This window comes from Micromonospora kangleipakensis (genome assembly GCF_004217615.1).
In the GTDB taxonomy this organism is placed as follows: Bacteria; Actinomycetota; Actinomycetes; order Mycobacteriales; family Micromonosporaceae; genus Micromonospora; species Micromonospora kangleipakensis.
In genome coordinates this window covers 6,125,544-6,137,774 of the sequence record NZ_SHLD01000001.1, presented here as the reverse complement: position 1 = coordinate 6,137,774, position 12,231 = coordinate 6,125,544, and the positions used below count along the sequence as shown (strand labels likewise).

9 protein-coding genes are annotated in these 12,231 nt (G+C 74.4%); 4 read left to right on the top strand and 5 right to left on the bottom strand.

From position 1 onward, the window contains the following. Position 1 precedes the first annotated feature (1 nt). Positions 2 to 463 (bottom strand): hypothetical protein, encoded by a 462-nt coding sequence (locus EV384_RS29210; RefSeq protein WP_130338343.1) that lies wholly within the window; start codon positions 461 to 463, stop codon positions 2 to 4. A gap of 176 nt (positions 464 to 639) precedes the next feature. Then, positions 640 to 1,317: a membrane protein YczE gene (yczE, locus tag EV384_RS29205; RefSeq protein WP_242624350.1), complete on the bottom strand. Its 678-nt coding sequence runs from the start codon at positions 1,315 to 1,317 to the stop codon at positions 640 to 642. 59 nt (positions 1,318 to 1,376) lie between these two features. Between yczE and yczR the strand changes: the two genes are divergently transcribed. Both yczR and EV384_RS29195 read left to right on the top strand, forming a co-directional pair. Next, a complete protein-coding gene (yczR, locus tag EV384_RS29200; protein ID WP_130338341.1) occupies positions 1,377 to 2,834 on the top strand; it encodes a MocR-like transcription factor YczR in 1,458 nt (485 codons plus the stop codon). 277 nt (positions 2,835 to 3,111) lie between these two features. Continuing rightward, entirely contained in the window at positions 3,112 to 4,422 is a 1,311-nt protein-coding gene (locus EV384_RS29195) for a low temperature requirement protein A (protein WP_207232506.1), read from the top strand. A 66-nt stretch (positions 4,423 to 4,488) separates the two neighbouring features. On the opposite strand, the gene EV384_RS29190 is transcribed toward EV384_RS29195, so the two are convergent. The 3 genes from EV384_RS29190 to EV384_RS29180 all read right to left on the bottom strand — a co-directional run bounded on the left by EV384_RS29190 (position 4,489) and on the right by EV384_RS29180 (position 8,159). After that, positions 4,489 to 6,315 (bottom strand): AMP-dependent synthetase/ligase, encoded by a 1,827-nt coding sequence (locus EV384_RS29190; protein WP_130338339.1) that lies wholly within the window; start codon positions 6,313 to 6,315, stop codon positions 4,489 to 4,491. Between the two features lie 142 nt (positions 6,316 to 6,457). Beyond that, positions 6,458 to 7,405 (bottom strand): terpene synthase family protein, encoded by a 948-nt coding sequence (locus EV384_RS29185; RefSeq protein WP_130338337.1) that lies wholly within the window; start codon positions 7,403 to 7,405, stop codon positions 6,458 to 6,460. A gap of 124 nt (positions 7,406 to 7,529) precedes the next feature. Further along, positions 7,530 to 8,159: a TIGR03085 family metal-binding protein gene (locus EV384_RS29180; RefSeq protein WP_130338335.1), complete on the bottom strand. Its 630-nt coding sequence runs from the start codon at positions 8,157 to 8,159 to the stop codon at positions 7,530 to 7,532. Between the two features lie 216 nt (positions 8,160 to 8,375). On the opposite strand from EV384_RS29180, the gene EV384_RS29175 reads away from it, so the two are divergent. Beyond that, a complete protein-coding gene (locus EV384_RS29175; RefSeq protein WP_130338333.1) occupies positions 8,376 to 10,253 on the top strand; it encodes an ABC transporter ATP-binding protein in 1,878 nt (625 codons plus the stop codon). Beyond that, the gene (locus EV384_RS29170; protein WP_130338331.1) at positions 10,250 to 12,031 is read left to right on the top strand and encodes an ABC transporter ATP-binding protein; all 1,782 of its coding nucleotides are present in this window, start codon (positions 10,250 to 10,252) and stop codon (positions 12,029 to 12,031) included. Before EV384_RS29175 ends, EV384_RS29170 begins: the two co-directional genes overlap by 4 nt. Positions 12,032 to 12,231: the final 200 nt, after the last annotated feature.

The window sequence follows — 12,231 nt, the reverse complement described above, 5'->3', positions numbered from 1 at the left end:
ATCAGCCGCGGCCGGAGTGGCCCTCGGGGGAGCGGCGCGGGGCGGGGATCGAGCGGACCGCGTACTCCTGGACGGCGGCGGCGTGGTCGTCCTCGGCGAGGTTCCATTCGGCGGTGCCCGGGGTGTGCCGACGGCTCAGCACCCCCTGCACGGTCTCCACCGTGGTCGCCACCCCGGCGCTGGGCCGGGTGCGCCAGAGCCGTTCCCCGTCCGGCGTGAGCCGGAACCAGCCGTCCGAGACGCTGACCAGCCCGGCGCCGGCCAGCCGGCGGACCGCGCCCTCCACCTCGTGGCGTTCGGGGATGGACTGGTTGAGGTGGTCGGCGGTGGAGAGCATGTCAGCCAGGCGCACGCCCTCGGGCCGCCGCGTCGAGGCCGACCGGCGGTGTCGGCCGGCGCCGCTCGCGATGACCAGTGAGACGAAGATCCAGGCGTCGGTCCAGCGCCATCCGTTCTCCCCCATGCACGAATGATGCCCGGCGCCGACGGCGGAGAAAACACCCGGTTTTCCACTGGCGCATCACCGCAGCTCACCGCGGGTCCGGGCGATCCCATTCAGTGGCGGTCGGCGGGCCGCCGGTGACCCTGCGTGTCCGGGCACCGCCGGGACGCGACGGGGTCGCCGGGCCGGGGGAGCGGTCAGGCCGCCTCGGTGGCCGGACCGGTCGCGCAGACCGCCGGGTCCGGGGTGGACCGCGCCGGCTCCGGCCGGGGGGCCACCGCGAAGAGCGGGATGAACACCTGGGCCAGCGGGCCGATGGCGAGCGCGTAGGCGACGGTGCCGACTCCGACGGTGCCGCCGAGCAGCCAGCCCAGCGCCAGCACCGTCACCTCGATGACCGTGCGGACCAGTCGGACGGACCGGCCCGGGCGGCGGGCGACGTACCCGGTCATCAGGCCGTCGCGCGGGCCCGGGCCGAGCTGCGCGCCGAGGTAGAGGCCGGTGGCGGCGCCGTTGGCCACGATGCCGACGACCAGCAGGCCGATCCGGACCGGCAGCGGTCCGCCGGGCGGCAGTACCGCGAGGGTGGCGTCCACCACCAGGCCGATCACCACGACGTTGCTGACCGTGCCCAGGCCGGGGCGCTGCCGCAGCGGGATCCAGAGCAGCAGGACGAGGGCGCCGACCGCGATGGTGACTGTGCCGAAGGAGAGCCCGGTCTGCCCGGCGAGCCCCTGGTGGAACACGTCCCAGGGGTCGAGGCCCAGTCCGGACCGGATCATCAGCGCCATGCTGACCCCGTAGAGGGCGAGCCCGACGTAGAGCTGGCTCAGCCGCCGGGTCGGCCGGTACCGGAGATTGCCAATCGCTGCCATGCATGCCACCCTAGGGGCCAATCTCGGCACTTCAAGGAGCCAATTTGGGAGGGGTGGCCATGACGAGTCAGGTGCGTGGCACCCAATTGGCCCGGCTGCTCGGTCAGTGGCACGCGCTGCCCGGCCGGCGGCGCAGCCCCGACTACGCCGCGCTCGCCGCCGCGGTCCGCGGCCTGCTCGCCGACGGCCGGCTCCCCCTGGGGGTACGCCTGCCGGCCGAGCGGGAGCTGGCCGAGGCGCTGCGGATCAGCCGGACCACGGTCACCGCCGCGTACCGGGAGCTGCGGGAGACCGGCCATCTGGCCAGCCGCCGGGGCGCTGGCAGCTGGACCATGCTCCCGGGCACCCACCGGGTGGCCAGCACCGGCCTCTGGACCCCGCTGGACGACCGGGACATGATCGACCTCGGCGTCGCCGCGCTCGCCGCGCCGGCCCAGCTCGTCCCGGCCGCCCGGGCCGCCGCCGAGGACCTGCCGCGCTACCTGAGCGGTGCCGGCTACCACCCGACCGGGATCATCGAGCTGCGCGAGGCGGTCGCCCGGTCGTACACCGAGCGGGGCCTGCCCACCAGCCCCGAGCAGATCATGGTCACCAGCGGCACGCAGCACGCGCTGGACCTGGTGCTGCGGCTGGCGCTGTCGCCCGGCGGCGGGGTGCTGGTCGAGTCCCCGACCTATCCCAACGCCCTCGCGGCGCTCGCCGCCCGCCGGGCCCGGATCACCACCCACGGGCTCGCCGCCGACGGCGCGGGCTGGGACGCCGACCTGCTGCTCGGCAGCATCCGGCAGACCCGGCCGAAGCTGGCGTACCTGATCCCGGAGTTCCAGAACCCGACCGGCCACCTGATGGCGGCCGAGCTGCGTGAGCGGGTGGTCGGCGCCGCCCATGCCGCCGGCACCGACCTGGTCATCGACGAGTCCTTCGTGGACCTGCCGCTGGACGGCACCGAGCTCCCCCCGCCGACCGCCACCTTCGACCGGCACTCCCGGGTCATCTCCATCGGCGGAATGAGCAAGCCCTACTGGGGTGGCCTGCGGATCGGCTGGGTCCGCGCCTCCGCCCCGCAGGTGCAGCGGCTGGCCGCCGCCCGGGTCGGGGTCGACATGGCCAGCCCGGTGCTCGACCAGCTCGTCGCGGTGCACCTGCTGGCCGACGCCCCGGCCATCGTGGCCGCCCGCCAGGCCCAGCTCACCACCCAGCGCGACGCGCTGATCGGCGCGATGGCCGAGCGGCTGCCCGACTGGCGGGTCACCGTCCCGCGCGGCGGCGTGACGCTCTGGGCCGAGCTCGACGGCCCGATCTCCAGCGCCCTGGCCCGGGCCGCCGAGGAGGTCGGCGTACGACTGGCGCCCGGCCCCCGGTTCGGCCTGGACGGCACCCTCGAACGGTTCCTGCGGCTGCCCTTCACGCTGCCGGCCGCCGACCTGGTGGAGGCGGTGGGCCGGCTTGCCGCGGTCCGCTACGACCTGGACCGCGCCGGCCGCCCACAGTGGCGGGAGCCCTCCGTCATCGCGTGAGGCCGGCCGCGCCCCGACGGCGCGCCGGACCTTCGGGGACACCGGTGGTACGGGCCGGCTGCGAGACTGGGACGACAGCCACCATCGGCTGACCGGCCCGCTGCCCGGCCTGGGCGGCGCGGGTGCGCCGCCCGGCCGCAAGGCCCCGGGGGCAGCGCCGCCCCGCCGTCGCGCTGGCTGCCCGCGCTGACCGCCGGGGCCAACCATCGGTGGCGCCAGCACTTCTGAGCTGCCCGGATCGGCCTCGTGCCGGCGGCCGGGCTGGGAGACTGCGCAGGTGGGGAACGGCGGCGGTACCCGGTCGCGCGTGGTCCGCCCCGGCGCGCCCGGGTCCCGGACGACCCGGGTGGAGCTCTTCTACGACCTGGTCTTCGTCTTCGCGTTCCTCAACGTCACCAGCCTGACCGCGAGCCATCCCACCCCGGTCAACCTGTTCCGGTGCCTGCTGGTGCTGGCGCTGCTTTGGTGGTGCTGGACCGGCTTCGCCGGGGTGGGCAACCTGGTCCGCGCCGACCAGGGCGTGCTGCCGGTGGTCGGCTTCGTCACCGTGGCCGCCACCTTCCTGCTGGCGCTGAGCATGCCGGGGGCGTTCGTCGACCGCCCCGGCGGGCTGAACGGCCCGCTCGTCTTCGCCGCCTGCTACTTCGTGGTCCGCGCCGCGCAACTCGCGGTCTTCGTCTGGGTGGCCCGCGCGGACGCGGACCGGCGCCGGCGCTGGCTGCTGCTGGCCGTCCTGCCGGCGCTCGCCTCGGCCCTGCTGCTCGCCGCCGGGCTGGCGCCGCAGCGGCTCGCCGACCGGCCCGCGGCCATCGGGCTCCAGCTCGCGCTCTGGACGGCGGCGCTGGTCGTGGAGTACGCCGCCGGGGCGGCGCTGGGCGGTAGGTACTGGCTGGTGGTCTCCGCCGGGCACTGGGCGGAACGGCACGCCCTGATCATCCTGGTGGCGCTCGGCGAGTCGATCATCGCGTTGGGGATCGGCCCCAAGTTCATCAGCGGCCTGCCGCTGAGCGGACCGGTGGTGGTCGCCGCCGCGCTCGGCATCGCGGTCGTGGCGACGCTCTGGTGGGCGTACTTCGACACTCTGGCCTTCGCGGTCGAGCAGGCGCTGCACCACACCCGGGAGCCGGTCCCGCGCGCCCGGCTGGCCCGGGACGTCTACACCTTCCTGCACCTGCCGATGGTCGCCGGGATCATCTTCTTCGCCCTCGGCCTCAAGGACCTGCTCGAGGAGGCCGCGGAGCCCGACACGCCGCGCTGGGGGGTGCCGCTGGGCGGCTTCTGGATCACGGTGCTGTACGGCGGGGTCGGCCTCTACCTGCTCAGCCTCGCCGCCTGCGCCCGGCGGGCGCTGCGGGCCGTGCACTGGCCGCTGCTGGTGGCGGTGGCGGTGCTCGCCCTGGTCGCCCCGGTGGCCGCCCGGCTGCCGGAGCTGGTGGCGCTGGCGCTGCTGGCGTTGCTCTGCCTCGCCACCACGGTTGCCGAGACCGTCAGCGAGGACGGGCGGCGGCGGCAGATCCGCCAGCTCGCGCTGGAGGAGCAGATCGCCGCCGAGGTGGAGCAGAGCCGGTGGCGGCAGCGCCACCTGTGACCGTCCGACGAACCGGCGGCCGTGCCCCGGGACGGAGGGGCACGGCCGCCGGCCGGTACGGGTGGGTCAGAGCTCGGCGAGGGTGCCGGCGTACATCTTGTCGATCTCGGCGGCGAAGTTGCTCTCCACGCCCCGGCGCTTGATCTTCAGCGACGGGGTGATCTCGCCGTGCTCGATCGTCAGGTCGCGGGGGAGGATGGCGACCTTCTTGATCGTCTCCCACCGGTTGAGCTTGGCGTTCAGCTCGGCCACGTACCCGTCGACCATCGCCTGCGCCTCCGGGGACGCGACGATCTCCGCGTACTCCTTGCCCTCCAGCGGGCCGCCGGCCACCCAGCCGCGGATCGCGTCCGGGTCGAGGGTGACCAGCATGGTGCAGTAGTTGCGGGCCTGCCCGATCACCACGGCCTGCGAGGTGTACGGGCAGATCGCCTTGAACATGCCCTCGATGTGCGACGGCGCGATGTACTTCCCGCCGGAGGTCTTGACCAGGTCCTTCTTCCGGTCCGTGATCCGCAGGTAGCCGTCGTCGTCAAGGCTGCCGATGTCACCGGTACGGAAGAAGCCGTCCTCGGTGAACGCCGCGGCGGTCTCCTCCGGGAGGTTGTGGTAACCGCGCATCACCGGCCTGCCGCGCACCAGGATCTCGCCGTCGGTGTCGATCCGGCACTCCAGGTCGCCCATCGACCGGCCGACGGTGCCGATCCGCAGCCCGTCCGGCGGGTTCACGAAGTTGCCCGCGCTGGTCTCGGTGAGGCCGTACCCCTCGGAGATCGGCAGGTTGGCGGCGGCGAAGAAGGTGGCGATCTCCGGGCTCAGCGGGGCCGCGCCGGAGACGAGCACCCGCATCCGGCCGCCGAGCCGGGCCTGGAGCTTGCTGAACACCAGCTTCTCGGCCAGCGCGTACTTCAGCTTCAGTCCCGCCGAGACCGGCTTGCCGGCCTGCTCCAGGGCGACCTTCTCCTTGCCGGTACGCACTCCCCAGGCGAAGATCTTCGCCTTCGCGCCGCCGGCGCCCTGGGCCGTGGTGACCGCCTTGTTGTAGACCTTCTCGAAGACCCGGGGCGCGCCGCACATCAGCGTCGGCTTGACCACGGCGAGCAGGTCGACCAGCTTGTCCACCCGGCCGTCGACATAGGTCGGCATGCCGACGTGGGTGGCGCCGCAGAGCAGGGTCTTGCCGAACGAGTGGGACAGCGGTAGCCAGAGGTACTGCAGGTCGTCGTCGCGGAGCAGCCCCATCTCGGCCTGCGCCACGCCCTCCCAGCACCAACCGCCATGCAGCAGTTCGACCCCCTTGGGCCGTCCGGTGGTACCCGAGGTGTAGATCAGGGTGGCCAGGTGCTCCGGGCCGATGCCGGCGACCAGCATGTCGATCAGGTCCGGCTCGGCCTCGAGGGTCCGCGCCCCGCGCTCCTCCAGCTCGGCCAGGGTGAGCTGGGGGACGGCGGCGGCCGGGTCGGGGTCGCCGTCGAAGAGCACCACGTGGGTCAGCGCCGGCAGCTCGGCGCCGGCGATCTTCGCGGCCTGGGCCGGGTTCTCGGCGAAGAGCACCCGGGACCCGGAGTCGGCGATGATGTAGGTCGCGTCCTCGGGCTCGGTGGTCGGGTAGACGGTGGTGGTCGCGCCGCCGGCGCACATGATGCCGAAGTCGGCGATCACCCAGTCCAGCCGGGTGTTCGCCAGGATCGCCACCGGATCCTCCAGGCCGACGCCGAGCCCGTGCAGCCCGGCGGCGACCGCCCTGGCGCGCCGACCGACCTGCTCCCAGCTCAGCCAGACCGGTCCCGAGTCGTCGGGAGCGGGATGGGCGAAGGCGCGGCGGTCGGGGGTCGCCGCCACGCGCTTGAGGAACATGTCGGGGATGGAACGGTACGGTACATCGAGAGCCATCGCTGTAGCCGCCTTCAGAGGGTGGAGAGACGTGACGGGGGTCACGCCATTCTGCGGTTACCGAAGAGTATTGCCTGCACCGGGGCGGCGGCTAGCCCTCTGATCCCGCGTCGGCCGGCGTCCCGGGACGTGGAACGCCGGATCAGGCATACCGGGAGACGGCGAGCGACCAGTCGTAGGTGGCCCGGATCCAGTTCCGGCGGGTGACCAGGAAGGCCCGGACCGACTCGTCCCCGGCGCCCGTCAGCGCGGCCTCCCGCTCGGCGTACGCGGCCAGCCCCTCGTTGAACCGGGCCGCCGCAGCCCGCAGCGCCGCCTCCTCCCCCTGCCCGCTCTCCCCGGCGATCGTGGTCACCAGGTTGTGCACGTCCGGCGCGCTGCTCAGCTCCTTGCCGTAGGAGAAGAGGTCGTTGCACCAGCAGACCAGGTCCGCGGCGAGGTCGTCCAGCGCGGCCAGCGCCGGGTCGGCTTGCCGGGCCGCGGCGGGCAGACCGTCGTGCGCCAGGTCGGTGAGGGTGAAGCTGGGCCGGGCCCCGCCGGTGTGCCGGCGCATCTGCACGTACTCGGCCACCCCGGGCACCCGGCGGTGCTCCCGGTTCGCCGCCTCCCAGAGCAGCGCCAGCAGGTACTCCCGGAGCTGGCTGATCAGCCGCAGGAGCGTCGGCCGGTGCAGGGCGCGGACCCGCCGGCAGAGGTCGTCCAGCCCGACGCCGAGCGGCCCGGCCGCCACCGGCCGCGGCGCCGCCGGATCACCGTGCCCGTCCAGCACCTCCAGCAGTTCCGCCACGGTGGGCGCGAGCCGGGTGGGGCTGGCACCGAGCCCGTCCTCGTCGCAGGCGTCGTCCATCACGAACAACCAGGAGATCAGGTCGGTCAGCAGCCGCAACCGGTCGACCGGCGCGTCCGGGCAGGCCCGGCCGGCCAGCTCCGCCGCACCGGCCCCGCGCAACCGGCGCAGACCGGCCGCCGTGGCCACCAGGCCGAGGTCGCGCGCCCACCCGGTGCTCTCCCCGGCGACCAGCTCGACGGCCGCGTGCCGGCGTGCCGGGAAGGGAGGTTCGCGCAGTGCCGAGACCGCGAAGCTCCGCATCCGTACCCCCTGCCCGCCACCCTGGTTCGAGGCGGCGGGCAGCAGCGTACGGGAGCACGGATCGGCCCCGGTCGCTGGGTCGAGATCGGTTCACGTTGACCGGTGACCGTTTCCGCACACTCGGTCAGAAGCCCAGGCTGGCCGCCCGCAGCCGGTCGGCCGGGATGGCCGGCCCGTCGATCTGCACCCGGGACACCCGCTGCCGGCCCGAGAGGAAGAGCGCCAGCTCTCCCGGCGCGCCCACCAGCCGCAGCCGCTCCCCGCCCCGGCCGACGGTGAGCTCGCCGAACCCGGGCGCCTGGACGAGCAGGTCGGCGGGGAACCGGCGCAACGCCACCCGGGCCAGCATGGTGGCCCGCTTCCAGAGCACCGCCGACAGGCCGGCCGGCAGGTCCCGGGGCAGCCAGCCCGGGCGGGCCCGCCGTACGTCCTCGTGGTGGATGAAGAACTCCATCGTGTTCACCAGCTCGTCGGTGAGCGGGTTGCTCACCGGGCTCCAGGCCGGCGGGCGGCGTACCTGCGCCACCAGCTCCGGGTACGGGCGGGCGGCGACCCGGCGGCGGACCGCCTCGGCGTACCGGCGCAGCGGCGGCAGCAGGATGCCCGCGGCGGCGTCCGGCCGGCGCTCCCGGACGATCAGGTGCGCGGCGAGATCCCGCGTGCCCCACCCCTCGTTGACCGTCGGCGCGTCCGGTCCCAGGTCCAGCAGCAGGTCGGCGAGCGCCTCGCGCTCCGATCGGGCGTACCGCGGCATGGCCCGATCGTAGGGCCCCGGCGGCGTCCCGGCGCGCCCGGCGCGGGCCCGGCGCCGCCGCGGCCGGGCCGGCGGCTATCCACCGCGGCGCCAACCGCCCTGGTCGGCGCCCTGCCAGCGGGGGAGTGACGCTGGACATATGCCGTCCGGGTCGGCGGAGCTGGCACGGACCGGTAAGGATGAGGGAGATAATTGCGGCTTACGGCGGGGGAGAGCGTGGCGAGCGGGACAAGTCGGGACGTCCTCGGCAGAGGGCTGTGGGTCCTCGGCCGGGCCATCCGGGAACAGCCGCGGATCTTCACGGTCGCGGTGACCGGGAGCGTGCTCTTCGGCCTCATGGTGATCGCCAGCGCGTTCGTGGTCGGCCGGGTGGTCGGCGACGTCGTGGTGCCCGCGATCGCCCGCGGCTCGGTCGGCGCGGGGGTGCTCGCCCTGGCCGCCGCGTCGCTGTTCGGGATCAGCCTGCTGCGGGTGGTCGGGATCTTCGGCCGCCGGCTCGGCGCCGGCTACATGCAGTTCCGGCTCCAGGCCGCCTACCGCCGCCGGGTCACCCGGCGCTACCTGGACCTGCCGCTGTCCTGGCACCACCGCAACGCCACCGGCACGCTGCTCTCCAACGCGAACTCCGACGTGGAGGCGGCGTGGTACCCCATCGCGCCGCTGCCGTTCGCGGTCGGCACCCTGGTCATGCTGGTCGGCGCCATCGTCTCGCTCTTCCTGACCGACTGGGCGCTCGCCCTGGTCGGCCTCGCCGTCTTCCCCGCGCTCTTCGCGCTCAACGTGGTCTACTCCCGGCGGATGGCGCCCCGCCAGGCCCGGGCCCAGCGGCTGCGCGCCGAGGTCAGCGGCATCGCCCACGAGAGCTTCGACGGCGCCCTGGTGGTCAAGACGATGGGCCGGGAGGCGCAGGAGACGGCGCGTTTCGCGTCCCGCGCCGGCGAGCTGCGCGACGCGCTGATCTCCGTCGGCCGGCTGCGCGGCATCTTCGACCCGATGCTGGAGACCCTGCCCAGCCTCGGCACCCTCGCCGTGCTGGTGGTCGGCGCGGTCCGGCTCCGGCAGGGCGCGATCAGCGTCGCCGAGCTGGTCAGCGTCGCCTTCCTCTTCACCGTGCTGGCCTTCCCGGTCCGGGCCATCGGCTGGGTGCTGGCCGAGCTGCCGCGCAGCGTCGCCGGCTGGGACCGGGTGCGCCGGGTCCTCGACGCCACCGGTGAGATGCCGTACGGCGACAGCGTCCTCGACCCGGCCGCTCCGACGCCGGCCACGCTCGCCTTCCACGACGTGCACTTCGGCTACGAGCCGGCGGAGGCGCACCGGCCCGGCGCCGAGGTGCTCGGCGCGGTGAGCTTCACCGTGCCGGCCGGGAAGACCGTCGCCCTGGTCGGGCCGACCGGCGCCGGCAAGTCGACCATCGCGTCCCTCGCGGTCCGGTTGGTCGACCCGCGCGCCGGCACCGTCACGCTGGACGGCGTCGACGTCCGTGACCTCACCGCCGCCTCGCTCGCCTCGACGATCGCCCTGGTCGCCCAGGTGCCGTTCGTCTTCGACGACACGGTCCGGGCCAACATCACCCTCGACCGGCCCGGCATCGGCGACGACGAGGTGTGGGCGGCCCTGCGGCTGGCCGAGGCCGACGGGTTCGTCGCCGCCCTGCCCGACGGGCTGGACACCATGGTCGGCGAGCGGGGCACCTCGCTCTCCGGCGGCCAGCGGCAGCGGCTCACCCTGGCCCGCGCGCTCGCCGGCCGGCCCCGGCTGCTGGTGCTCGACGACGCCACCAGCGCGGTCGACCCGCGGGTCGAGGCGGCCATCCTGGCCGGCCTGCGCGCTCCGACCGGCGGCTCGGGCGCCGCCGCGTCGATCCTGGTGGTCGCGTACCGGCGGGCCACCATCGCCCTGGCCGACGAGGTGATCTACCTGGAGCAGGGGCGAGTCCTGGCCCGGGGCACCCACCTCGAGCTGCTGGCCACCGTCCCCGGCTACGCCGACCTGGTCACCGCGTACGAGCAGGCGGAGCACGACCGCGAGCAGCCCCGGACGTACGACGAGGTCACACCGTTGACCTCCGGCCTGGAAATCGAGGTTGACCGGTGAGTACCACCACCAAGGAGCCGGAGCAGGAGGCCGAGTCGACCTGGCGGACGCTGCGGCGGGGGCTGGCGCTCTCCCCGGAGCTGAAGACCGGGCTGGCCGGCACCGTGGCGCTGGCGCTGGCCTACATGATCGGGCGGGTCGCCGTCCCGGTCGCCGTCCAGCGCGGCATCGACCACGGCATCGTCGGCGGCCTGGACCTCGGCGTGGTGTGGCGGGTGGTCGCCGTCACCGCGGCCGTGCTGGTGATCACCACCACCTGCGGCTACCTGATGATGCGGCGGCTCTTCACGGTCAGCGAGACCGCCCTGGCCGGGGTGCGGACCCGGGCGTTCCGGCACGTGCACGACCTGTCCATGCTGCACCAGCAGTCCGAGCGGCGGGGCTCGCTGGTGTCCCGGGTGACCAGCGACGTCGACCAGATCACCACGTTCCTCCAGTGGGGCGGCGTGATCCTGATCGTCAACCTCGGTCAGCTGGTGGTCACCACGATCGTCATGCTGGCGTACTCCTGGCAGCTCACCCTGGTGGTGCTCGTCGCCTTCGCCCCGGCGGTGCTGGTGATCCGGCTGCTGCAGCGCCGCCTCGCCGGCGCGTACGGCCTGGTCCGGCAGCGGATGGGCACGCTGCTCGGCACCATCGCGGAGAGCGTCGTGGGGGCTCCGGTGATCCGGGCGTACGGGATCGCCGGGCGGACGGCCCGGCGGCTGGACGCGGCGATCGAGGGGCAGCGGCAGGCCCAGCAGCGGGCCATCCGGATCAGCATCCTGGGCAGCTCGGTGGGGGAGCTGGCGGCCGGCCTGGCGCTGGCCGGCGTGGTCGTCGTCGGGGTGACCCTGGGCGTCGACCGCACCCTGTCGATCGGTCAGCTGACCGCGTTCCTGTTCCTGGTGACGCTCTTCATCCAGCCGGTGCAGATCGCCACCGAGGTGCTCAACGAGGCGCAGAACGCGATCGCCGGCTGGCGCCGGGTGCTGGACGTGCTGGACGTCGCCCCGGACGTGGCCGACCCGGGCACGCAGGGGCGGGAGCTGCCGCCCGGCCCGCTGGACATCCGCTTCGCCGGGGTGACCTTCGCCTACCCGGGCGGCCCGCCGGTGCTGCACGACGTCCGCCTGGAGATCCCGGCGAAGAGCCGGGTGGCCGTGGTCGGCGAGACCGGCAGCGGCAAGACCACCTTCGCCAAGCTGCTCACCCGGCTGATGGACCCGACCGCCGGCGAGGTGCTGCTCTCCGGGGTGCCGCTGCGGCAGGTCCGGTTCGACTCGCTGCGCTCGCGGGTGGTGATGGTGCCGCAGGACGGCTTTCTCTTCGACGCCACCGTCGGGGAGAACGTCCGCTTCGTCCGGCCCGAGCTGGCCGACGAGCAGCTCACCGCCGCCTTCACCGAGCTGGGCCTGGCCGACTGGCTGGACGGGCTGCCGGCGGGGCTGGACACCCCGGTCGGCGAGCGCGGCGAGGCGCTCAGCGTGGGGGAGCGGCAGCTCGTCGCGCTCGCCCGGGCGTACGTCGCCGACCCCGACCTGCTGGTGCTCGACGAGGCGACCAGCGCGGTCGACCCGGCCACCGAGGTACGCCTCCAGCGCACCCTGGACGCGGTCACCCGCGGCCGGACCACGCTGGCCATCGCCCACCGGCTCTCCACCGCGCAGGCCGCCGACGAGGTGATCGTGGTGGACCGGGGCCGCGTCGTGCAGCGCGGCCCACACGACGAGCTGGTCCGGGACCCCGAGTCGATCTACGGGCTGCTCTACGCATCCTGGCTGGAGCAGACCCGGTAGGAGACGCGTCCCGGCAGCGCCGGCCCGCCTCCGGCGCCGTCGCATCGCTCGCGGTTGCGATCCTCGGCGGGCGGCGCTGGCGGCGCTGCCGGCATGTCCCCACCTGCGCCGGCGGCTGTATGCCCGGTGAGCGATATACCTGACAGGCATAAATATGACAGAGAGGCATATCGCTCACCGGCACGTTCGCCGCCGGTGCG

Excerpts from the sequence above, each read along its gene's own strand:
- EV384_RS29210 (WP_130338343.1), bottom strand. The coding sequence starts at position 463 with ATGGGGGAGAACGGATGGCGCTGGACCGACGCCTGGATCTTCGTCTCA.
- yczE (WP_242624350.1), bottom strand. The coding sequence starts at position 1,317 with ATGGCAGCGATTGGCAATCTCCGGTACCGGCCGACCCGGCGGCTGAGC.
- yczR (WP_130338341.1), top strand. The coding sequence starts at position 1,377 with ATGACGAGTCAGGTGCGTGGCACCCAATTGGCCCGGCTGCTCGGTCAG.
- EV384_RS29190 (WP_130338339.1), bottom strand. The coding sequence starts at position 6,315 with ATGGCTCTCGATGTACCGTACCGTTCCATCCCCGACATGTTCCTCAAG.
- EV384_RS29185 (WP_130338337.1), bottom strand. The coding sequence starts at position 7,405 with ATGCGGAGCTTCGCGGTCTCGGCACTGCGCGAACCTCCCTTCCCGGCA.
- EV384_RS29180 (WP_130338335.1), bottom strand. The coding sequence starts at position 8,159 with ATGCCGCGGTACGCCCGATCGGAGCGCGAGGCGCTCGCCGACCTGCTG.